At 55.0% G+C, this 21,611-nt stretch carries 18 protein-coding genes; 17 read left to right on the plus strand and 1 reads right to left on the minus strand.

The annotated features are described in order from the left end of the window. Nucleotides 1–28 precede the first annotated feature (28 nt). The 10 genes from pseG (at nt 29) to EN869_RS29430 (ending at nt 10,460) form a co-directional block, all read left to right on the plus strand. Nucleotides 29–1,117: a UDP-2,4-diacetamido-2,4,6-trideoxy-beta-L-altropyranose hydrolase gene (gene pseG / locus EN869_RS29385; RefSeq protein ID WP_127229664.1), complete on the plus strand. Its 1,089-nt coding sequence runs from the start codon at nt 29–31 to the stop codon at nt 1,115–1,117. Then, nucleotides 1,110–1,637 carry a UDP-4-amino-4,6-dideoxy-N-acetyl-beta-L-altrosamine N-acetyltransferase gene (pseH, locus tag EN869_RS29390; RefSeq protein WP_210235024.1) on the plus strand — a complete coding sequence of 176 codons (528 nt, stop codon included), beginning with the start codon at nt 1,110–1,112 and terminating at the stop codon, nt 1,635–1,637. The genes pseG and pseH overlap by 8 nt, the downstream gene beginning before the upstream one ends. Further along, nucleotides 1,634–2,692 carry a pseudaminic acid synthase gene (pseI, locus tag EN869_RS29395; RefSeq protein ID WP_127229665.1) on the plus strand — a complete coding sequence of 353 codons (1,059 nt, stop codon included), beginning with the start codon at nt 1,634–1,636 and terminating at the stop codon, nt 2,690–2,692. The genes pseH and pseI overlap by 4 nt, the downstream gene beginning before the upstream one ends. Continuing rightward, nucleotides 2,689–4,152, plus strand: coding sequence for a hypothetical protein (locus tag EN869_RS29400; RefSeq protein WP_127229666.1), 1,464 nt, complete (start codon nt 2,689–2,691; stop codon nt 4,150–4,152). The genes pseI and EN869_RS29400 overlap by 4 nt, the downstream gene beginning before the upstream one ends. Before the next feature lie 70 nt (nt 4,153–4,222). Next, nucleotides 4,223–5,389 (plus strand): glycosyltransferase family 4 protein, encoded by a 1,167-nt coding sequence (locus EN869_RS29405; protein ID WP_127229667.1) that lies wholly within the window; start codon nt 4,223–4,225, stop codon nt 5,387–5,389. Between the two features lie 18 nt (nt 5,390–5,407). Next, on the plus strand, nt 5,408–6,436 hold the full coding sequence (locus EN869_RS29410; RefSeq protein WP_127229668.1) for a polysaccharide biosynthesis protein: 1,029 nt from the start codon (nt 5,408–5,410) through the stop codon (nt 6,434–6,436). Between the two features lie 68 nt (nt 6,437–6,504). Then, nucleotides 6,505–7,425, plus strand: coding sequence for an SDR family oxidoreductase (locus EN869_RS29415; RefSeq protein ID WP_127229669.1), 921 nt, complete (start codon nt 6,505–6,507; stop codon nt 7,423–7,425). A gap of 104 nt (nt 7,426–7,529) precedes the next feature. Continuing rightward, nucleotides 7,530–8,642 (plus strand): UDP-N-acetylglucosamine 2-epimerase (non-hydrolyzing), encoded by a 1,113-nt coding sequence (gene wecB / locus EN869_RS29420; protein ID WP_281015792.1) that lies wholly within the window; start codon nt 7,530–7,532, stop codon nt 8,640–8,642. 10 nt (nt 8,643–8,652) lie between these two features. Then, the gene (locus EN869_RS29425; RefSeq protein WP_126089431.1) at nt 8,653–9,846 is read left to right on the plus strand and encodes a glycosyltransferase family 4 protein; all 1,194 of its coding nucleotides are present in this window, start codon (nt 8,653–8,655) and stop codon (nt 9,844–9,846) included. 218 nt (nt 9,847–10,064) lie between these two features. Then, nucleotides 10,065–10,460 (plus strand): hypothetical protein, encoded by a 396-nt coding sequence (locus tag EN869_RS29430; RefSeq protein ID WP_127229670.1) that lies wholly within the window; start codon nt 10,065–10,067, stop codon nt 10,458–10,460. Nucleotides 10,461–11,118: 658 nt separating this feature from the next. Here the strand turns inward: EN869_RS29430 and EN869_RS29435 are convergent. Further along, the gene (locus EN869_RS29435) at nt 11,119–12,201 is read right to left on the minus strand and encodes a glycosyl hydrolase family 28-related protein (RefSeq protein WP_127229671.1); all 1,083 of its coding nucleotides are present in this window, start codon (nt 12,199–12,201) and stop codon (nt 11,119–11,121) included. An 86-nt stretch (nt 12,202–12,287) separates the two neighbouring features. Between EN869_RS29435 and EN869_RS29440 the strand changes: the two genes are divergently transcribed. The 7 genes from EN869_RS29440 (at nt 12,288) to EN869_RS29470 (ending at nt 21,550) form a co-directional block, all read left to right on the plus strand. After that, nucleotides 12,288–13,670, plus strand: coding sequence for an O-antigen ligase family protein (locus tag EN869_RS29440; protein ID WP_167509406.1), 1,383 nt, complete (start codon nt 12,288–12,290; stop codon nt 13,668–13,670). A gap of 633 nt (nt 13,671–14,303) precedes the next feature. After that, nucleotides 14,304–14,813, plus strand: a complete 510-nt coding sequence (locus EN869_RS29445) for a hypothetical protein (RefSeq protein ID WP_127229673.1) — start codon at nt 14,304–14,306, stop codon at nt 14,811–14,813. 262 nt (nt 14,814–15,075) lie between these two features. Continuing rightward, nucleotides 15,076–15,885, plus strand: a complete 810-nt coding sequence (locus EN869_RS29450) for a CpsB/CapC family capsule biosynthesis tyrosine phosphatase (protein ID WP_127229674.1) — start codon at nt 15,076–15,078, stop codon at nt 15,883–15,885. After that, nucleotides 15,882–16,664 (plus strand): polysaccharide biosynthesis/export family protein, encoded by a 783-nt coding sequence (locus tag EN869_RS29455; RefSeq protein WP_127229675.1) that lies wholly within the window; start codon nt 15,882–15,884, stop codon nt 16,662–16,664. Before EN869_RS29450 ends, EN869_RS29455 begins: the two co-directional genes overlap by 4 nt. A gap of 50 nt (nt 16,665–16,714) precedes the next feature. Continuing rightward, the gene (locus EN869_RS29460; protein WP_127229676.1) at nt 16,715–19,093 is read left to right on the plus strand and encodes a polysaccharide biosynthesis tyrosine autokinase; all 2,379 of its coding nucleotides are present in this window, start codon (nt 16,715–16,717) and stop codon (nt 19,091–19,093) included. Between the two features lie 7 nt (nt 19,094–19,100). After that, nucleotides 19,101–20,240: a hypothetical protein gene (locus EN869_RS29465; RefSeq protein ID WP_245514653.1), complete on the plus strand. Its 1,140-nt coding sequence runs from the start codon at nt 19,101–19,103 to the stop codon at nt 20,238–20,240. Further along, nucleotides 20,237–21,550 (plus strand): O-antigen ligase family protein, encoded by a 1,314-nt coding sequence (locus tag EN869_RS29470; protein WP_127229678.1) that lies wholly within the window; start codon nt 20,237–20,239, stop codon nt 21,548–21,550. Before EN869_RS29465 ends, EN869_RS29470 begins: the two co-directional genes overlap by 4 nt. The last annotated feature ends 61 nt before the right edge of the window (nt 21,551–21,611 follow it).

The following is a 21,611-nucleotide window of genomic DNA, read 5'->3' on the forward strand; positions in this document are numbered from 1 at the left end:
CCAAGATGCTCTGCGGTAATTAAAACCCGTGCAGATCGCCTTTCGAACCGATGCCTCGATCGAGATTGGCACCGGCCATGTCATGCGTTGTCTCACGCTGGCTGACGCGCTGCGGGAGCGCGGGGCAGAATGCCTATTCATCTGCCGCCTGCACACTGGCCATCTTATGGATTTGATAGCAGAGCGTGGCCACAGGACCGTTGCGCTGCCAAGGCCTCCTGCGGACGCGACGCTGACGCATGGGGCGCCAGCCCATGCCTACTGGCTGGGGACGGATTGGGCAACAGATGCCCAAGAGACGCACCGAGCCATTGGGTCTGCGGACTGTCTGGTCGTGGATCATTACGGGCTCGACCGCCGCTGGGAGGAAGCGCTGCGTTCTGCCTGTGAATATCTGATGGTGATCGACGACTTGGCTGATCGCCCCCACGATTGCGATCTGTTGCTCGACCAGAGCCTTGGCCGCACGAAAGAGGACTACGACAGCCTCCTGGGCGCCGATGCCGTCACATTGCTCGGACCGGAATATGCGCTACTGCGGCCTGAGTTTGCCGAGCTGCGCGCAGCGAGTCTTGCTCGTCGGGTTCAACCTAAACTCGAACACCTGCTCCTAACTATGGGTGGTGTGGACAAGCAAAATGTCACTGGCCTTGTGCTGGATGCGCTCGACGAGGGTACCTTACCTTCTACTTTGCGCATCACAGTCGTCATGGGACCGCAAGCGCCGTGGAAGGACGCGGTGCGGATCCGTGCGGAAGCAATGCGGTACTCGACTCAGGTTCTGGTTGGCGTGAGCGACATGGCGCGGTTGATGTCCGAAAGCGACCTTGCTGTCGGGGCGGCAGGAAGCACGTCCTGGGAACGCTGCTGCGTGGGCTTGCCCAGCTTCGTTTTTGCGCTCGCGGACAACCAACATTCAGTGGCCTCGGCCCTGCAGGTCTCGGGCGCCGCCGTCGCTGTCGGGAATCCCTCGCAACTCGTTTCGGTACTGGAGGAGCGCTTCGTGTCAGGGACGATCGGTGAGTTTCTCTTCGGCCTAAGCAAAGCAGCCGCTGCGATTACAGACGGAGAGGGCGTTAGCCGGGTCGCCGACCGCATGGTGGAAGAATATGTCTGACCCGATCGTTCGGGCGATGATGGCTGACGATCTGCCAATGGTGCTCGCATGGCGAAATCATTGGGACGTGCGTCGTTTCATGTTTACCCAGCACGAGATTGGCCTGGAGGAGCACCGGAATTGGTTTTCCCGGTCGACCAATGAGGCTACACGCCGGTTGCTCATAGTCGTGGATAGAGAAGCACCTATCGGCTTCGTCCAATTCGACAATGTCGCTGACGCCGGAGCGTCGAACTGGGGATTTTATACTGACCCGAACGCAGCGAGAGGAACCGGGAAAATGCTCGGTTTCGCGGCGTTGAAATATGCCTTTGGCGAATTGAATCTGCATAAGGTTTGCGGCCAGGCAGTGGATTTCAACACGGCCTCTATCGCGCTGCACGAACGCTTAGGTTTTGTTCGGGAAGGCGTATTGCGGGAGCAACAACGGATCCAGGGGGCCTATCGCTCCCTCGTCTGCTTCGGCTTGCTCAGAAGCGACTGGAGTCAATCGATGAAACCTGTTGGAGAACCCAGTTGAGCTGTATCCAGATCGCCGGGCGCCGGATCGGGCCGGGTGAGCCCCCTTATGTCATTGCCGAATTGTCCGCCAATCATAACGGCAGCATCGAAACGGCCCTGCACCTTGTGGAGGAGGCCAAGAAGGCCGGGGCAGATGCCGTCAAGCTGCAGACCTATAAGCCCGATACGATCACGCTTGATTGCACGGGGGAGGAGTTCCGCATCGACGGCGGCTTGTGGGACGGGCGCACACTCTATGATCTCTATGAAGAAGCGCATATGCCGTGGGACTGGCACAAGCTCCTCTTCGACCGTGGCCGCGAGCTCGGCGTTACGATCTTCAGCTCGCCTTTCGACAACACGGCGATTGATCTCCTGGAAGACTTGAATGCGCCGGCTTATAAGATCGCCTCCTTCGAAGCTGTTGATTGGGCGTTGATCAAATACGCAGCCAGCACCGGCAAGCCGATGATCATCTCGACCGGGATGGCGGATGCAGAGGAAATCCACGAAGCGATAGAGGCAGCGCGTGAGGGCGGCTGCAGCGAATTAGCAATTCTGCACTGCGTCAGCGGCTACCCTGCACCAGCCGATGACTATAATCTGCAGACCATACCCGACATGATTGAGCGCTACGGACTGGTCACAGGCCTTTCTGATCATACGCTGGACAATACCACCGCCATTGCCAGTGTGGCTTTGGGGGCTTCGATCATTGAAAAGCACTTCACCCTTAACCGCGGCGGCGGCGGTCCGGACGACAGCTTCTCACTAGAGCCTGCCGAACTGGCGGCGTTGTGTGCCGGCACGAAAACGGCTTGGAAGGCGCTCGGCAAGGTCGACTATGGACGCAAATCGAGCGAGCAGGGGAACGTGAAGTTCCGCCGGTCGCTCTACTTTGTACGGGACCTGAAGGCAGGTGATGTCATCACTCGAGACAGCATACGCAGTGTGCGACCAGGCTTTGGGCTTGCGCCTAAAAATCTCGAAGCGGTATTGGGCCGTCAGGTCACTCAGGACGTTCATTCCCCGACAGCAGTGCGCGCTGAGCTGATTGGCTGGCAGGCGAAATGAACATTCTGCTTCTCTCGAACAGCGCGCCGAAATACTTTCATTTTTTCAATGCGCTCGCGGCGCGGTTCCGCAACGACGGAGCCACCGTGGCGGTCGCGGTAGACAGCGCATTTTCTCGCAAGGAGAACGGCCTGGATTCGGCGGGTTTCGCCGCAGTTTATGACTTCTCGTCCTTTTTTGCGAACCATAAGGTGGATTTCGACATCCTAGAACGCTATTCCGGCTATAATTTGAACTCTGCCTTACTGTCGGACTTCGAGCGTGCGCAGACCTATGGCATCTGGGGCAATAGTGCAGACCTCGACTTTTTTGATCGGCTAAAAAGTGCGTTACTTACGTTTTTCGAGAGGATATTTGAAAAGCACGGGACGGAACTCGTTCTATATGAGAATGTTTCCAATACGTTTGCACACTTCGCGCTGTTCGTAGCCCAGGAACGGCGAGCCGTTTATATTGGTCTAGGGGCATCTCGGCTGCCAGGCCGGTTTTCAGTTTCTGGGGATCCCTTGGCAGATGACTCTATTGAGAGAAATTTTGCAGCGATCCGAGGTGGCTACAAGACGGTGGAACCAGATGTTCACCGCTGGGTGAAGGACTACATCGCCAACATCGAGACGATCGTTCCCGATTACATGAAAATCAATGGCCTGGAACGTATCGCCTTGATCAAGCGGTACTTTAGGCGCGACCGACTTGCCAGGATCAAGGCGCTCCTACGCCACGTCTCCGACAGTCGGACCAATTCGTTCCAGATCGGTAATCCCCTGCGCACACATACAAGCCTCTTTCTGCGCAATGTCCGTCGACGTCTCAAAGCGGGCACCGTTCGCGGCATGTATCAAAAGGCCGTAGCGGGAGAACGATTTCTTCTGTACCCGATGCACTTCCATCCCGAAGCCTCTACGTCGATCCTCGCTGGAGCCTACCTCGACGAGTATGAGGTGATCCGTAACATTGCCTTCAGTCTGCCTGAAGGCACCCGCTTGTATGTCAAGGATCATATTAGTGCCTGGGCATATCCCACGCTCGATTTCTACAGGCGTATTCGGTCTCTGCCGAATGTCAGGTTGTTAGGGCCGCATGAGCCGACAAAGGAGCTGATCAAATCGTCTGTAGGGGTTATCACCCTCACCAGCACTGTTGGCTACGAGGCGCTTCTGCTCAAAAAGCGCGTTTTTCTGTATGGCCGTGTGTTTTATGAATTCCACAAGGGCGTGGTCCCGATAGCAAACCCCGCCAACCTCCGCCGTATAATCTCGGGCGGCCTGGCCTCGCCAATAGGCTGGGACGATCAGTACAATCATGATTTCGTCTGTGCCTATTGGCTGTCGACGTTGCCGGGAACACTCAATCTTATGCTGGACCGTGTGCCAGCGGCTCAAGCTGCTGAGCATATCTACCGAGAATTGCTAAAGGCCGGGTTATTGCACGGTCTGGCAGCGATAAAGAGCGCAGCTTAAAGCGCAACTTTCAAAGTCTACAGCTTACATCTGAAGGCGGCAGTTTGCCGACAACGGCTCTTTTGCGGACATGAGCAAGATCAGAGTCCTTTGTGTTGCCGATTTTTATTTGCCGGGCTTCAAGGCGGGCGGACCAATTCGTACGCTTGCCAACATGTGTGAATCCCTGCGCAGCAACATTGAGTTTTCGATTTTCACAAGAGATCGTGATTTGGGCTCCGACGAGCCGTATCCGGGAGTCCGTATCAACAGGTGGGTGCGCTCGCCGAACGGTTTGATATACTATGCTGACCCCAAAAAATTCAATGCCGGGCACGTGGCCAAAGCTGCGAAGCTTCACAGCTTCGACGTTTTGTACCTGAACAGCTTTTTTGGCTATCGATCATCAATTTCGATCTATCTCAAGCAGCGATTGGTCTGGAGAAATGGCGCGAGTGTCTGCATCGCGCCACGTGGCGAATTCTCTGCAGGCGCGCTCTCGATAAAGAGCTTTAAAAAGAGAATTTATCTGAGCTGCGCCAACCTAGTTGGGCTTTATCGCGATGTGCACTGGCACGCCTCAACCCTACTGGAAGCTGAAGATATTCAGCGGCAGTTTCCCCATGCGCGGGGCAAAATCCATCTCGCGGCTGATCCGGTGTCCGCGGCAGGTGAAAGCTTTAGTCGCCTGAAACGTCAGCGAAAAAGGGCGGGCGAATTAAGCATTGCCTTCATATCGCGCATCTCACCTATGAAGAATCTCACAGGCCTCCTCGAGATTCTCTCCCGAGTGGATCGCAAGATCAAGCTGAGCATTTTTGGCCCTGTAGAGGACCCTGCATACTGGCGGAATTGCCAGACCATCATCAAACGCCTCCCAACCCACATCACCGTCGAATACCGTGGAGCGCTCGAGCCTCATGAGGTTTCCGCGACGTTTGCTGCATATGATCTGTTCGCATTCCCCACTCTGGGGGAAAATTTCGGGCATGTTATCTTTGAAGCTCTGCGCGCCGGCACACCCGTGCTGGTTAGCGATCGGACACCCTGGCGCGCCGTTTCAACCGGCGCAATCACGGTAATCCCCCTCGTTTCCGTTGACGTGTGGCGACAGCAACTGGCGCGTGCAGCGGACAGGGATGCCGAAGAACAGCGATCACTCGAAAAAGCCGCGCTTGAATTCGCCAACCGCTACGCCGCAACCGACGAGGCGCGATCGGACACTCTCAAAATGTTCCGTTCCGTTGCAGCCAATTGAAATAGAAAAGGACTTTCGATGTTCACCGGCAAGACCCTCCTCATAACCGGCGGTACTGGCTCCTTCGGAAATGCTGTTTTGCGGCGGTTTCTGGATTCTGACCTGGCTGAAATCCGCATCTTCAGCCGGGATGAGAAGAAGCAGGACGACATGCGGAAAAAATACAACAATCAAAAGCTTAAGTTCTATATTGGTGATGTTCGCGACTACCAGTCGGTCCTCAACGCCGTGCGGGGCTCCAATTTCATTTATCACGCTGCCGCACTCAAACAGGTGCCTTCGTGCGAATTCTACCCGCTTGAGGCCGTCAAAACTAATGTCCTGGGAACTGAGAACACCTTGGAAGCGGCCATAAACTCCGGTGTGGAGCGTGTGATCTGCCTGAGCACAGACAAGGCCGTATATCCGATCAATGCAATGGGCATCAGCAAGGCGATGATGGAGAAGGTCATCGTCGCCAAGTCGCGATTGAGCAACAATACCGCCATATGCGCTACCCGATACGGCAATGTGATGGCCTCCCGCGGCTCGGTGATCCCGTTGTTCACCAACCAAATTCGCGCGGGCCAGCCGATCACCATCACCGATGCTGCCATGACGCGTTTCATGATGACACTGGATGACGCGGTCGACCTGGTGCTCTACGCTTTCCAGCATGGCAATCCCGGTGAGATCTTCGTGCAGAAGGCGCCGGCGGCCACGATTGAGACCCTGGCTAGAGCGCTTACGGAGCTTCTGGGCGCTCCCGACCATCCAATTAGGATAATAGGTACGAGACACGGTGAGAAACTATTCGAAGTCCTGCTCAGCCGAGAGGAAAAAGTGGCGGCCCAGGACCTCGGTAACTACTACCGGGTTCCGCCAGATTTGCGCGACCTGAACTATGGGAAATTCTTCGAGCAGGGTGAGATCGAGATTTCGGAATCGACCGACTACAATTCACACAACACCACAAGGTTGGGTATCAAAGAGATGCAGTCGCTGTTGATGAAGCTTCGGTTCGTGCAAGCTATTGTCCGCGGAGAGCATGTTGAGCCAGAAGAGTGAGCCGAAGGCGACCATATAAGACTCTGCGGTCCATTTAGCGCTATTGCTCAGCGCTCACCAGAAAGACGATGCGCAACGTGAAGACAAACAGAATCCTCGTCCTGGGCGCTGGCGGCATGTTGGGAAATGCGGTCTTCCGCGCTTTCGCCGCCGACAATCGATTTGTAACGATTGGTACGCTCCGATCATCGGCCAAAGCACGCTATTTTCTGCCCGATGAGCATTGGATCCTAATACCCAATCTCGACGTTCGGAACGACGGAGATCTGGTGGCCCTATTTGCCGACACCAAACCGGATGTCGTAGTAAACTGTGTGGGCATCATTAAACAGCTTGACGCCTCCCGAAACCATCTCACGGCACTGTCAATCAACGCTTCTCTCCCTCACCGCCTGGCGCAACTTTGCCGCATGACCGGAGCCCGCTTAGTGCATGTGAGCACGGATTGTGTTTTTTCGGGCACGAAGGGCAACTACCTGGAAACCGATTTTGCCGATGCAAACGATCTGTACGGAAGGACGAAGTTTCTAGGGGAGGTGGATTACCCGAATGCAGTGACACTCCGCACCTCAATCATCGGTCACGAATTGGAGAGTTCGAAAAGTCTGGTTGACTGGTTTTTGAGCCAGAATGACCAAGTGAAAGGCTACAAGAACGCTGTGTTTTCAGGTTTGCCAGCGGTCGAACTGGCGCGGGTGATTAAAGAGCTTGTCGTGCCAAATGCCGAGTTGAGGGGTCTGTTTCACGTCTCAGCTGATCCCATTTCCAAATTCGATCTTCTCTCCTTGATCTCGAGGATCTACGGAAAAAAGATAGATATCGTCCCCGACACGACGGTCACTGTCGATCGATCCTTGAATTCGGACTTATTCAGGGGAGCGACGGGATTTATACCGGATGCGTGGTCGATACTTATCTTGAAAATGTATGATAGCTATCTGGAATATAACAAGCTTAGTGCTCTGAAGGGGGCGCTAGCTCGTAGTTAGCAGATGCCGCTTTCGTCTGGAAATCTGAGTGCCTTGCAGCCCGATTAGCGCGCGGTTCCTTGCGGGGCAAGAATGTGGAGCGGATGGTGAATAGTCTGAGGGTTATGACGATCGTCGGGACGCGCCCGGAGATCATCCGATTGTCGCGGGTAATCGACCGATTGGATCGATCGTGTGACCAATGCCTCGTGCATACGGGCCAGAACTATGACTATGAATTGAACCAAATCTTTTTCGAGCAGCTTAAGATTCGTCCGCCGGATGTGTTTCTTGAAGCGTCAGAAAGCACGGCCGCCAAAACGATTGGACGTGTGATCGCGGCAACGGATCAGGTGCTTCGCGAACGACGCCCTGAGGCGGTTTTGCTACTTGGGGATACCAACAGCTGCCTCGCGGCAATAGCCGCGAAGCGGTTGAAGATACCTATTTTTCACATGGAGGCTGGCAATCGTTGTTTCGATTCGCGGGTTCCGGAGGAGATCAACCGCCGCATAGTTGATCATGTCGCCGACATTCATCTGCCTTACAGCCAGATTGCGCGAAGCTATCTGCTGCGAGAAGGGATTGCGCCCGAACAGATCATCGTAACGGGCAGCCCGATGCGTGAGGTGCTCACCTACTATATGAACGAAATCAACAAGTCGGATGTTTTGGGTCGACTTTCTCTCGAGCAAGGGAAGTACTTCGTGATGAGTGCTCATCGCGAAGAAAACGTCGACGATCCGGACATAATGACCCGAATAGCTGGGATAGCCAATCGTTTAGCGCAGGATCATGACATTCCGGTAATTGTTTCGACCCACCCCCGCACCCGGTCGCGGCTGGACTCCCTGAACATCGAAATGAACCCCAGGATCCAGTTCATGAAGCCTTTCGGCTTCTTGGATTATGTGCACCTGCAGATGAATGCGAAAGCGGTTCTGTCCGACAGCGGTACGATCACGGAGGAGTCCTCCATCTTGAACTTTCCGGCGCTTACCTTGCGCGAAACCCATGAGCGTCCCGAAGGAATGGAGGAGGGGGCGGTGATGATGGTGGGCTTGGACGTGGACCGGGTCTGCCAGGGCCTTGCGATCCTGGAAAGCCAGCCCCGAGGGGCAGAGCGCGGGCTTCGTTTGGTTGCCGACTACGACGTACCCAATGTCAGCGAAAAGGTGGTTCGCATAATCCATAGCTATACCGATTATGTGAACCGCGTCGTATGGAAGAAGCACTGAGCGGCGGCAGATGCGGATCGCTTTGATAGCGGACACTTTTCCGCCGCTGCGCACGTCGGGGGCAGTGCAACTGAGAGACCTCTCGCGGGAATTCGCGCGGCAAGGGCATCAGCTGACAGTGATGCTGCCAGCGGCCGAATTGGACCGCCCCTGGGCGATCGAAGACTTTGACGGAGTAACCGTGCTGCGCCTGCGAGCGCCGCCTACCAAGGAAATTGGTTATGTGAGGCGGACCTGGAACGAGTTCGTTATGCCTTTTGCCATGTTGCGCAATCTGCGCAAAAGCCCGCTGGCAGGACAGCGATGGGACGGGATCGTTTGGTATGCTCCCTCAATCTTCCATGGCCCCATGGTCAGCGCGCTAAAGCGCGAAAGCGGCTGCAAGGGGTATCTTATCATTCGTGACATCTTTCCCGAATGGGCCGTTGATATGGGTCTGATGGGCCGCGGTCTGCCGTACCGTTTCTTTGATGCCATCGCGCGCTACCAATACTCGATTGCTGATGTGATCGGCGTCCAGACGCCAGGCAACCTGGCTTACTTCAATCGGTGGCGGCGGAGGTCGGGGCGTGTCCTTGAGGTGTTGCAGAACTGGCTGGACAAGCCTTCAAACGTGCGTTGTTCGATCCGTGTCAGCGAGACGCCCTTGGCCGGGCGCAAGCTGTTCGTGTACGCAGGCAACATGGGTGTGGCTCAAAGCGTCGGCATTGTATTGGACTTGGCGCAGAGAATGGCCTCCCGGACCGACGTGGGTTTCCTGCTGGTCGGTCGAGGCAGCGAGGCCCGAAGACTTAGAGAAAAAGCGCAAGCTCTCGGCCTCACCAACGTGGTCTTTTTCGACGAGATTGATCCCGACGAAATCCCGGACCTTTACGCACAGTGCCGGATAGGAATCGTCTCGTTGGATCTCCGCCATAGGTCTCACAACATACCAGGCAAGTTCCTGACTTATATGCAAAGTGGCCTCCCTGCACTCGTGCGCTTGAACCCAGGCAACGACCTGGCCGAGTTGATCCGAAGCGAGCGGGTTGGCGAAGAGTGCCAGAGCGATCAGCTAGATGAACTGGTCGCGAAAGCTGAAAGGTTGCTGGTGCAGGTAGAAACGGATGCCGAGTTGCCCGGACGATGCAGGCGATTGTTCGATCAACGGTTTTCCACCGAACAGGCGGCCACGCAGATCGCTGACGCACTTTCCGTGCCTTGATCATAGCGCTGAGGGCTTCGCCCGGATGAGGCTCGCCCCGGTCGGGAGTACTGCCACTCACCCGCGACGGCTGACCGCCTAGCGCCCGGCGCTCGCCGGCGAACATGCAGAACAGGGCCTGGATCATGGTGACCCAGATCCCAGATCGAATTGGCAACGGCGCGATGCAGCGGCGCGCCATTTATTGTTCTTGTCATTAAATGAAACGGATTGCGGACATGGTTGCCGGAGAACCAAACGACGTGCAATTGAAACACGTCAACGGTCGGTGGGTGGTCAGGGTCATTGAGAACGGCAGAGTAAGCCGGTGTTCGTTCAACGCTCAGGACGCTGCCGAGGGCTACGCCGAATCCCAGCGGATAAGGTTGGGCCTGCCCGGAAAGCCGCCGGTCTGGGGGGAAAATCCGGCCCGCGAGCATCGCAAGAGCCTGCGCGAAATGGGGGATTTTACCATCGCCGATGTTCTCGACCTCGCCGAGTACTCCGATCGGGGTATTGTCACCACTCTGGTTGATCCATACGGCGTTCGCCTCCGTCTCCATCTCACAGTTGTGACCTCAGAGTTGCTTTGCGAGCGAATTGCCACCGCTCTGGAGCGTCGGTACGGCGCCTAGCCACTTCCAGTCGCTGTTTTCGTGCTTTCACAGATCGACAGCGCACGCGACCCTGCCGGCGTGATCACCTCGATGAGGTGTCGCCACAGGGGTAGGTCTTGACCTGAACGCCATAGTTCGCCGCAGTGGCCGTCAGCAATCTGAATCGAGGACTCCGCCCGGCACGATGAATAAACTGGTCGCTATTCCCGTTATCGGGCTTGTGTTTGCCGTCGGCTTCATGGCTGTCATACTCTCGCAGAGAGGTAACCCACGCCCACCGCCCCACGCCACGCTTTCGCCATTCACCGGGCCGCTCACCATTCCCTCGATAGACGATCTGCGGGTGGGGGGCCGCAAAATTGTCCTGTGCGGCGCGGCGTCGACAAAACCGCAGGCTTTGCGTGAATTGGTAACAGAAGTGGCGCGGCGTGATTTTCAGGGAATGGTTTTGAACTGCAAACCGGTCGGCTCGGGCACTCCCTGTGATGGGAAGACCGGAGCCAGGTTGGGCGATGCAATGGTCGTGCAGTGTCTTACGCCAGACGGGGGGGACTTGGCGGCTGTTCTCACTCAAAGGGGCTTGCTATGTGGCCAGCCTAGTCAGATTGAGGCGACTTATCGAGCTTGTTGATTGTTGATCTCCTTTTGGAGGTGCGCCAGGGAACTTACCATCCATCTATGGCTCTATGCCGCCAGTGGCGACCTTGCCATCCTTAATCACGACCAACTTGCTTAGATCGCCAGATATTCCCCCTTCGGTCTCGCCAATTATGCAAGCTGAAATCCCAAGACCAAGATCAATCTGATTTCCGCGTCCGCTTGTGATGCGAGATCCTATGACGTGCAGATGGCCGAATGGACCAAAGTTCGTCGCCATCTCAACCACCGTAGATATTCTCCTACCAGGAAGAATTTCGCTGCCAATGATATTTAAGGACGATGATCGGTTGCCTCCAGCAAAAACTATATTCGCCCTTCCGTGATTTTCTTCCACATGACATCCGACCAGGGTTACCTTGCCTGCATTGGAGAACTCCATGGTAACGACGCCATCATCGCCATTTCCATCGAAGTTGTTGCCTTCGATCTCGCACTGGTTGAAAGTAATTACGCTATTCGGGAAGTTTTCCGCGAACCCTGCTTTAGTGTTTTCAAAGATAAAACATGAGGTGAAATGGATGTCATTGGCACCGAACGTTTTGGTGCTGGTGAAGTGATAGCCGTAAGCATTGCCGTAGAGCTCCACTTCAAGGAAGCGCAGAATCAAGGCGCCGACACCGGATATGCCTTTCTCGTAACCCCTGACCTTGCAATTGCGAACTCGTACAGTTGCTCCATTGATAATGGAAATACCGCTGGAGCCAGCAATATCACGGCCCGGCCCCGAGAAGGATAAACCGTCCATTTCGCTCCGTTGCTTGACCTGTGGTGCGGGTGTCGGACTTGAAGGATCGAATTCGAACGCCGGGCCTGCATGGGTCGAGACGATCTCTGCATTTTCCCCCAATATCTTGATGCTGCGGAACTGAAAGTTCCCATAAACCCGGATCGGCGCACTGATCTTATAGGTGCCTTCGGGGATTCTGACGACGCCTCCGCCAACCAGCTTCACCTCGTCAACCGTGCGCTGGATGGACGCGGTGTCATCTTTTACGCCATCGCCAGCTGCGTTGAATGAGAGAACATCGTGCCGACTCTTCGCTACGGCCGGAGCCGCTGCAAAAAGAGGAGCGGCACCTAGAAATTGCCGTCGATCCATGTGCCTCTCCCTCTCCGTCGGCACTTGGCAACTACCAAATCCCTCCACAATTGTCTCCAGCAGAAGACGGAACCCAAGATTTTGTGATGAAGCGTATGAAAGACGTTCGACAGTTCGATTCTATGGCCGCACTGCGCGCACTCGTCATCATCGCTCTCCCTGCCATCGGGAATGCAGGCTGCATCGGCGCTTACGTTTTGATGGCAGCCTGGGCACTGGGTGGCCCAATGAGAGCGGTAGAGGCGCTTTGCCTCTCCGCGGTCGTAAGTTTGGCAAATCCAGCCCTCTTTCCCGCACCGGATTCCGTAGCGCTGCTGCGTTGGCTTGTGCTTTTTGCAGCATTTGGAACCGCGTTGTTTTCAAAGCGGCCGCAACCTTGGCTTTGGCCCCCTGTTCTGAAGGCTGGTGTCGCCTTTGTCGCGATAATCGCAATGGAAACCCTAATCTCAAGCTACGCCAAGGATGTGTCACTATCTAAGTTGATAATATTCCTCATCGGCCTCACGGCAGCGGTATTGAACGTGCAGCTCGCCAAAGAAGAGGACCAAGAGCGGCTAATCCGATGGATGCTTACCTTTGGCTCAGTCTTCGTGCTTGCTAGTTTTCCTTTGCTATTCACCGCTGTGGGATTCTTTGCAAACAATCATGGCTTCCAGGGGCTATTAAACCAGCCACAAGCGTACGGCGTTTTTCTGGGGCCATTCACGGCATGGATGATCGTTCGGGTGTACACGAGCCGGTCTCGCGGTCTGTTTTGGTGTGTCGTCACTACCCTATGCCTCGTTTCTCTGGTTGCCACGGAAGCACGCACCGGCATGTTAGCGGTTCTGATAGCACTGCCCTTCGCGGCTATAGTTGGGCGCATATCGAGTGAAGGTCACGCATTCAGATCGATCATAGCTGCCTTCTTTTTGATCGGTGGCGGCGCTTTCGTAATGGGCTATGCCTACGATGCTGTCATGCCGGCGATCCAGAGCCTCGCCTTCAAGCTCAACAATGCCGATACCTTTTCAGGCGCACTTATGGAATCGCGTGGACTCGTGATCGACAAATCGATGCCGAATTTCTACGCCCATCCCATTTTTGGTATCGGATTTGGCCTTCCGTCTTCGCCATGGGACTTGGACGTAACGCGGTTCATGGGCATCCCTATTGCAAATCCCGTCGAGAAGGGCGTGATCGTGCTGTCTGTATTGGAAGAACTCGGCGTTGTGGGCTTTCTCGGGTTCGCCCTCCTTGTGGTCGTCGTCGTTTATCGACCTCTTATTTGGAGGTCAGAGCAGGCTGTTGCGATCACCTTCGCTGCGCTGGCTACCAATGCAGGAGAAGCGACCTTGTTCTCTCCGGGCGGCGTTGGAATGATAGTCTGGATATGGATTGCATGCGGAAGCTGTGCTCCGCTTCGAGTGGAAGTGCAGCCGCACCTCAGTTGCAGAAGCGCTGCGCTGATTGGTTCAGGTTCTCGATGAGGTATCAGAGAGGCGTCGGGGATTGTCTTCTGATCTGGCTCGCGAAGGTGCGTTCTGATTTCTCCTTTCGGATTTTGAAAGGTAGTTTGTATATTTTCGGTCGGTTGTAGGCGCGAGCCATGGGAAGAGTGCAATTGATCAAGTCGCGGCACACGTTGATCTCTGTATAAAGAGGCAATGTGTACATCGCAAACGAAACGAACTATCCGACTTAGCTTAACGTAGGAGGATCTCGTGAAGATTGAAAGCAAACACTAGCGGTCACTCGCGAAACTAGGATATAAGTGGGATTAAACAACAGTAGTCTGATATGCAGCTATTTGGTAATAATTTGGCGCGTTTCGCATTTGCGCAAAAGACTACAACATAGATATTTTCGTATGCCTATGAAAAACCTCAGAAGGACAGTAACGCCATCTTATATATCGTTGTTTCACCGTATATTGATATATTTAAATGCCAAGTGCGCTCATTCGATGTAGCTAATATACTGTGATCAAACAGACACGTATTAAATCAGAAGCTTATCTCGCATGTGCGAAATAGGTTGGAATCGGGCTAAAAAGCTGTTAGTCGCTTATCGCAAGCATTGACTTGGGCGCGTCTGAACGGCGCAAACAAAGGATCGAACAGATGAACATTATTTTGAAAAGTGCGTTGGCCGGTTTGGTCACATTGGTCGGGTTTGGCTCAGCCCCAGTTTTCGCCCAGGATACGTCGTGCAGTTGTGCGACGGCTTATCATGGACCAGCCAATCCAATTGGATCGATCCGAAGTGTAAGTGGCAACGTCATGGTTTCGCAGACGGCTGGCTATGGGCCAGCCAAGGCGGGAAGCGCGTTGGATTTCGGCAGTCGGTTGGTGGTTGGCGCCAAGGGCTCGGCGTCCGTTCAGGTTGGCGATTGCAGGCTCAGCGTGCCGGCGAATTCGAGCCTCGACATTTCGCGCGTCGAAAACAGCATCTGTCTCAAGGTCGTGAATCCCGAGCACGCTGCTTCCTCGGTAAGCCCCGAGCAGACGGGTGCCATTGACCCGTCCCACAAGCCTGCATTTGGGTTGCCTGCGCAGTTTTTCGCAGGCGCGCTTCTGACTGCCGGAGTTCTTGCGGCAACGCAGGATAATAATAACGGCGTCAGCCACTAGGCATGTTCGTATCGGGTTCCAGGTGGTAGGCGATTAGATTGGGCGAAGATGGGCCTGCGCTATCGGCTTGTTGCTGCCTGGGCTTTTGTGCCGATGGCAGCGCTCATCCTCAGCCTTCACGAAGATGACGATTCTGTCGGCACGTAGCTGGTGGATGAGGCGGCCGGCACGCCACGGTTGTCAATCGCAATGAAGCGGGTGACACGTTTGTCTTCCTCTTCGGCGAAGTCGCTGTTTTGCCCTCACGTGGCCAGAAACGCTTATGATCGACCTGCATTCCCATATCTTGCCTGGTCTCGATGACGGTTCGCCTAATATTGCTGAATCGCTGGAAATGGCGAGGTTGGCGGTAGCCGACGGGACGACCCATATGGCGTGCACGCCCCACATCGTACCCGGTATGTATGAAAATGGGACGGTGAATATCGTCGAAGCGGTCCGTTCGTTGGAGCAAGCGTTGCGGCGCGCCGACATCCGGCTTGCCCTCTATGTTGGTGCCGACATCCATATAGCCCCCGATCTTCCAGATCAGCTGACGAACGGCAAGGTGCCGACCTTAAACAGCTCACGCTATTTTCTGTTCGAGCCGCCTCATCATGTGTTGCCGCCGCGGTTGGAGGAACTTGCCTTGCGCCTCATAAAGGCCGGGTTCGTGCCGATCCTCACCCATCCGGAGCGTTTGACCTGGGTCAAAGCGAACTACGACGTTGTCGAAAGGCTGAATAGGCTCGGCTGCCTCATACAGCTTACTGCAGACTCGATTGTTGGCGCCTTCGGGCGTACCGCGCTCTACTACTCGGAAAAGCTGATAGACGAAGGCCGGGTGGATATCATCGCATCCGACACTCATGGTGCTAGTCGCCGGCGGCCTGGCCTTTCCCAAGCATATGACGCTGTCGCGAAGCGGTGTGGGGAAGACGAGGCCTACAATATGGTACTGAGGCGGCCGAGCGACATTTTGGCGAACCGGCCACTAGAGCCCGTTGGAAAGACGTTTGCAAACAAGCCAAGCCCCGACAAGGTCGGCCGCTTCGGCGGGCTCGGCCGTTTGCTAAAGGCCGTATCCTCATGAAGCGCGATTTGATGAACTGCGCCGCGATCACGATGGTCGTGATGCTCGGTTCCCTCGGCGTCTCGGCCTGCACGAGCACCTCGCCGACGGCGCCGGCGTCGATCGATGCGCTGCAGCTCACATCATCATCATCATCGTCGGTTCCCTTATCGGGCGGTGGCGCTCTGCAGATCGTGAAGGATCTTCCCGCTCCTCAAAATAGCCAGAACGGCAGTGGGCAGCCGTTGTCACCGAATGACGTGCTCGAGGTCGACGTGTTCCAAGTCGACAATCTCAATAGGACGGTTCAGGTCGACGCCAGCGGGCAAATTTCGCTTCCCCTCATTGGAACCGTCACGGCAGCAGGAAAAACCGTCCGTCAGTTGGAGAAGGAAATCGAAGCCGCCTACAGCGCGAACTATCTCCAATCTCCGGACGTCACAATCTTCATCAAGGAGTCGATTGGACAACGCATAACCGTTGATGGCGAAGTCAACAAGGCTGGGATCTATCCCGTATCGAGCAACGCTTCATTGATCGACGCGGTCGCACTTGCAGGTGGGTTCAATACTATTGGCGATGCGGGAAAAGTCTTTGTTTACCGCAATATCGGTCAAACCACGCTGGTCGCGAACTACAACGTCGAGAGCATACGCGCTGGCAGAAGCCGCAATCCGCGCATCTACGGTGGCGATAAGGTGGTCGTGTTTCCATCAAAATCGAAAATCGCTTTGAACAATCTGAAGGACGCCCTCGGAGTTGCGTCAACTGCAGTGAGAATTGGCGTGCTTGCGCCGTAGTGCGGGCCGCATGTCAACGCCGATGCCTATGAACCAGGATCGCCCGGACCATGCTCGATCGTAGCAGGCAACATCAAATGACAGCTCCCGGACATGGCCAAGCCTTGTCTTCGGATCTCTACTATGATGGTAGCCAAAATCATGGCCCGTACGGTCGCGATTTTGCGGAACAGGATCAAGGATTTAATCCGCTCAAGCTGCTCTTCTACGTTGTCCAGTATCGATGGCTAATCGCCATGATGATGGCGGCCGGGCTTGTTGCCGGCGCCGTCGTGACCATGATGCAGACGCCCAAATACCAGGCAACCGCCCAGTTGGAGGTCTTGGTCCCTTCGGCGAAGGTCTTCCAGGACATCGAGGTGGTCTCCGAAAACAGCGATATCCGAGCCTTTCAGACTGCCCGAGAAAAGTTGAAGAGCCGGGCATTGGCGCAACGCGTTGTCTTCCAACTGGGCCTAAGCGAAAAGCCGGACTTCCTGTTTCCGACGCCGGATTTCTCGATTAGTAATATTTTCTATCGGGCCTTCAGAATTACAAAATCTCCCTTAATTGAAGAGAAAACTCCAGAACAACGTGAAGCCATTGCGATCAAACGCGTTTTAGACAACCTCACGGTTAATCTAGTAACAAACACAAGTCTGCTGTCCATCACCTTTTTGGACCAGAAGCCGAAATACGCTAGCGATGTGGCCAACCAGGTCGCACAGAGCTATATCGATCAGCGGGTGGACCAGACCAGCGAAACGTCTGACTTGGCGCGGCAATTCATCCAAGAGCAGGTGTCGCAGGTCAAGCAGAAGCTGCAGAAATCCGAGGAAGAGCTCGTCGCTTATGCAAGGGATGCTGGCATTACGGTCACCGGTGATGCCAAGTCGCTTATCGGGTCGAACATTGAGGCCCTCAACGCGGCGCTCCAAGCGGCAACCCAGGAGCGGTTCGAAGCTGGATCTGTTGTCGATCAGATCGACAAGGGACGCGGTGGTAGCCTTGGCGCGGTGTTAGAAAGCAAGGGCCTGCAGGTACTTAGTGATAAGCTGGCTGATCTCAACAGCCAGTATCAGCAGAAGCTCGGCATTTTAAAGCCCGGATTTCCGGAAATGCAGCAATTGCAGTCCCAGATCAAGGAACTGCAGCGTGTATATAACAATGGTGTACTAGCGATCACTGATTCACTGCGGCTAAAATACCAGCAGGCTCAGGACAAGGAGGCCGATCTTAAAGAGAAGCTTGCCGATATGGAGCGGCAGCAGGTCGCCTTCAACGACAAGAACATTAAATATACGATCCTGAAGCGTGAAGTCGACTCAAACCGGTCCCAGTATGATAGTCTAATTGCCAAGTTAAATGAAGTTGGCGTGAGTTCCGAGCTCAAGACCCAAAGCGCCGCGATCGTGGATGTCGCGACGCAGCCAACGGCGCCCTATTCCCCACGCCTAAGCATTAATCTCGCAATTGCACTGGCTCTCTTCATGGCCATCAGTGGCACGATTATTTATGTTATCGAGCTGCTGAACAACACGTTTGCCAATCCCGAGCAGGTCGAAAAGGAGCTCGGACTGGCGATCCTCGGGATCTTGCCCCATGTCGACGATCGCGAGCTTATCGCCAGCATTGCGGACCAGAAGTCAGGTCTATCCGAAGCCTATCGGTCGCTTCGAACGTCTTTGCAGTTCTCCGGTGCGGAAGGTGCGCCGCGCTCGCTTCTGATCACCAGTTCAGAGCCAGCCGAAGGCAAGTCGACGACGGCGTTCAAGCTTGGCCAGGATTTCGCAGCGCTTGGGGCAAGAGTGCTGCTTGTCGATGCGGATCTTCGAAAGCCCAATCTTCACCGACTGTTCGGTCTCGATAACACGATCGGATTGAGCAACCTCCTGACAAACACCGTCCGCAAAGAAGACCTTGGTAGCATCTTCCGGTCGACTAAGTATGCCAATGTGACGGTTCTGACATCCGGTACCATTCCGCCCAATCCAGCGGATCTTCTATCGTCATCCAGAATGGCAATGATCGTGACCAATCTCAGCAAACGCTACGACCTGGTGATAGTCGACGCTCCACCGATCGTTGGCCTATCTGACGCCCCCATCCTCAGCCGGCTGGCTGAGGGTACGTTGATGGTCATTTCGACGAAGCAGGTCACGCGCAAGTCGGCGAAGACAGCCTTGAAGCGTCTGCGTGCTGCCGGCGCCAACGTGGTTGGAGCCGCGATGTCGAAGTTTGCGGTGAACAAATTCGACTACAACTATGCCTATAAGTACATGAATTACCAATATTATAACTATGGCACCGCTACCCAGAAAATCGAGGGTAAAGTAGATGACGGCGCAGACCAGCCCGCTCGCGCGAAATCTTGGACGTTCAGGCGTTTGGTTCGTCGCATTCGTTCTGGTGTTAGCGGCTTCCTCGACCGGGCTAAGTCGACTGCTTGAGACGGACATGCCAGCCATATCAATGGCGCTTGATCCATTGAATGTCGATGCGCTGATAGACGACGTTGCAGGCGACCTGAATGATACGGCTAACCCGCCCGATCTTGAAGCGCTGTATTCCAGGGCGAGCGGGGCACTTCGCTATAACGTTGGTGATGCACGCCTCTATAGTTTAATGGGGGAGATCGAATATCGCCAAGGCAAGCAGGATGACGCCTACGCGCTTTTCGATCAGGCACGAAAGCTGTCGAAAACGGAGATCCATGCGCTCAAGAGATCGATTGGGCATTCAGTCGAGATCGGCGATCTTTCCAAGGCTATCAGCGAGATTGATACATTACTGCGGCGCTGGCCGGATCAGTTTCCGGCCGTTGCGGAGGGCCTTCCGGCAATCCTTTCGAACCCGGACGGGTACCACGCCATGCTGGCAGCAATTGCGGCGCAAGCGCCGTGGCGGGCAAACTTGTTTTCGGTCCTGGGAAAAACGCGCCAAGGGCTCGATTTTGCAAATCAATTGCTCCTTGACCTGGTCCGGTCCGATGCCCCACCGAAATCCGGGGAACTGTCCTCCGTAATCACGGGGTATATCGTTCAGAAGGAATATGAACAGGCTTATCGGCTGTTTCTTTTCACTCTGTCCGATGAGGAGCGAAAGCTCGGTGGCTATGTTTTCAACAGCACCTTCGAACCCGGCTATGATGGGAAGCCCTTCGACTGGCAGGTTCGCGATCAGTCAGGCCTAGAAGTGACATTCGCGACATCCCAGGACGCAGTTGAAGGCGAGGGTGGGGCGACGGTTCGGTTTTTGAACACGCCGGTGAAGAACACTGCTCTCCAGCAATATGTCGAGCTGCCGCCCGGTTCCTATAGGATCTCGTTGGTCGCATCCGGCCGCAGCCTGAAGCTGCCCAAAGAACTCTTCTGGACCATCATGTGTGTGGATCGGACGCGCGAAATAGCGCGGTTTAACATTCCTGAGGGCACCTTCAATCGTCAGAGTCTCAGCCAGGAATTTTCCGTTGGACCGAACGAATGTCCCATGCAGCTGTTGCGGTTGGAAACTGCCGCAATAGCTGAGAGTTGGCGGTTTCGCTATATGGGTACATTGGTCATGCACAAATTGAACATTGAGAGAAATTCGCCTTGAGTGCGCGGCCGTCGGAATGGGACAAATATCTCCTTGGCTCGGTCTTATTCACCGCCCTGCTGATCGGCGGCGGTACGGCGAGCGGGCTGTATACCGACACGCTGATCGAGATAGTAGCAATTGTCTCGGCGGCGGTTGCCTTGTCTCGAACGTCGACCCAAACAATCCCCGGATCGGTGCTCTGGCTGCTTATCATGGCGGTGGCGCTGGTTGTGCTTCAAATCGTTCCGCTGCCTGCTAGGCTGTTTGCCGATCTGCGGCCGGAACTGCTGCTCGGCGCTCCCTGGCTTGTTGATCAAACTCGGTTCATCAGCGTCGGGGTAGGGCGAACGATCGAGTGTCTGTTGTACGTGGCAGCATCGGCAGCCTTTTTCCTGGGTGTCATGCGTTTGCGCCCCGATCAGGTCTACGGCATGCTTCCCTTCTTTTTTATGGGTGTAATCTGCAACGGATTGGCTGGAGCGATTCAATACTCGCTGTCAGATAACATCGCGATCGACGGATTGTTGCCATTCACGATCAGTGCGGGACTTTTCGCCAACCGAAACCATTTTTCGGCTTTGCTTTTCGTCTCTATACCCTTCGTTGTCTATTACGGTCTGTTCCGCGGTCACCTCCTGTCCGGCGCGATCGGCTTGATCGCGCTTCTGCTGCTCCTTTTAGCGGCAGGGTCCCGCGCCGGCGTTCTTATCGGCCTGGCAACTACCGTCGTGTCCATCATATTTCTCTCGGCTCGCTCGAGAATAAGTGGTGTTAGCGTATTTGTCCTTTTCGTTGGGCTTTCCGTCTACGGGATGGGAGCATGGGCGACGATCGAGGCAAAGGATCTCGATCCTACCTTCGGACGCGCAGAGTTTGCCCGCACGACGATGGCAGGAATAAAAGAGAACTGGGTCACCGGAGTCGGATTTGGGAACTTTCAGAAGGCCTACCAGATATACGAAAAAGAGGAGATGATATTCAGAGCCTACGTAAACCATGCACATAATGAGTATCTTGAACTTGCCTTCGAGGGCGGAGTGATCGCTGCCATTTTGATGGCGTTGTACCTATTCCTTCTTCTGATCGCGTTTACCAAAATTCGCCGAGACGCCCTTCAAAAGACAGCGTTTCTTTCTGTAGTGTTTTTGCTTGTGCATTCTCTTGCCGACTACCCATTGCGCACCGCCGCACTCGCAATGACCTTCGCCTATATGAATGCGATCATTTTTCATCGCGGGTTTGCGGAGTGCAGGAACCAAAGCCCGGAGTTGGTGGAAGTCGACCATAATGGCGACAAGCTGTTTGTTCCCGTTGGTGCGTCTCCGTAGGGCGTGAGCCTGCGGCTGAAATTGCGGCTGCCGGCGCTCAGTGATGCCTTGACCGCCGCAC

Origin of the sequence: Mesorhizobium sp. M2D.F.Ca.ET.226.01.1.1, from assembly GCF_004022705.2 — a bacterium.
Lineage (GTDB): Bacteria > Pseudomonadota > Alphaproteobacteria > Rhizobiales > Rhizobiaceae > Mesorhizobium.

What these genes read in the sequence shown, in the direction of transcription:
- pseH (WP_210235024.1), top strand. Translation starts at nt 1,110, where the DNA reads ATGTCTGACCCGATCGTTCGGGCGATGATGGCTGACGATCTGCCAATG.
- EN869_RS29400 (WP_127229666.1), top strand. Translation starts at nt 2,689, where the DNA reads ATGAACATTCTGCTTCTCTCGAACAGCGCGCCGAAATACTTTCATTTT.
- EN869_RS29405 (WP_127229667.1), top strand. Translation starts at nt 4,223, where the DNA reads ATGAGCAAGATCAGAGTCCTTTGTGTTGCCGATTTTTATTTGCCGGGC.
- EN869_RS29410 (WP_127229668.1), top strand. Translation starts at nt 5,408, where the DNA reads ATGTTCACCGGCAAGACCCTCCTCATAACCGGCGGTACTGGCTCCTTC.
- EN869_RS29415 (WP_127229669.1), top strand. Translation starts at nt 6,505, where the DNA reads ATGCGCAACGTGAAGACAAACAGAATCCTCGTCCTGGGCGCTGGCGGC.
- wecB (WP_281015792.1), top strand. Translation starts at nt 7,530, where the DNA reads ATGACGATCGTCGGGACGCGCCCGGAGATCATCCGATTGTCGCGGGTA.
- EN869_RS29425 (WP_126089431.1), top strand. Translation starts at nt 8,653, where the DNA reads ATGCGGATCGCTTTGATAGCGGACACTTTTCCGCCGCTGCGCACGTCG.
- EN869_RS29430 (WP_127229670.1), top strand. Translation starts at nt 10,065, where the DNA reads ATGGTTGCCGGAGAACCAAACGACGTGCAATTGAAACACGTCAACGGT.
- EN869_RS29435 (WP_127229671.1), bottom strand. Translation starts at nt 12,201, where the DNA reads ATGGATCGACGGCAATTTCTAGGTGCCGCTCCTCTTTTTGCAGCGGCT.
- EN869_RS29440 (WP_167509406.1), top strand. Translation starts at nt 12,288, where the DNA reads ATGAAGCGTATGAAAGACGTTCGACAGTTCGATTCTATGGCCGCACTG.
- EN869_RS29445 (WP_127229673.1), top strand. Translation starts at nt 14,304, where the DNA reads ATGAACATTATTTTGAAAAGTGCGTTGGCCGGTTTGGTCACATTGGTC.
- EN869_RS29450 (WP_127229674.1), top strand. Translation starts at nt 15,076, where the DNA reads ATGATCGACCTGCATTCCCATATCTTGCCTGGTCTCGATGACGGTTCG.
- EN869_RS29455 (WP_127229675.1), top strand. Translation starts at nt 15,882, where the DNA reads ATGAAGCGCGATTTGATGAACTGCGCCGCGATCACGATGGTCGTGATG.
- EN869_RS29460 (WP_127229676.1), top strand. Translation starts at nt 16,715, where the DNA reads ATGCTCGATCGTAGCAGGCAACATCAAATGACAGCTCCCGGACATGGC.
- EN869_RS29465 (WP_245514653.1), top strand. Translation starts at nt 19,101, where the DNA reads ATGCCAGCCATATCAATGGCGCTTGATCCATTGAATGTCGATGCGCTG.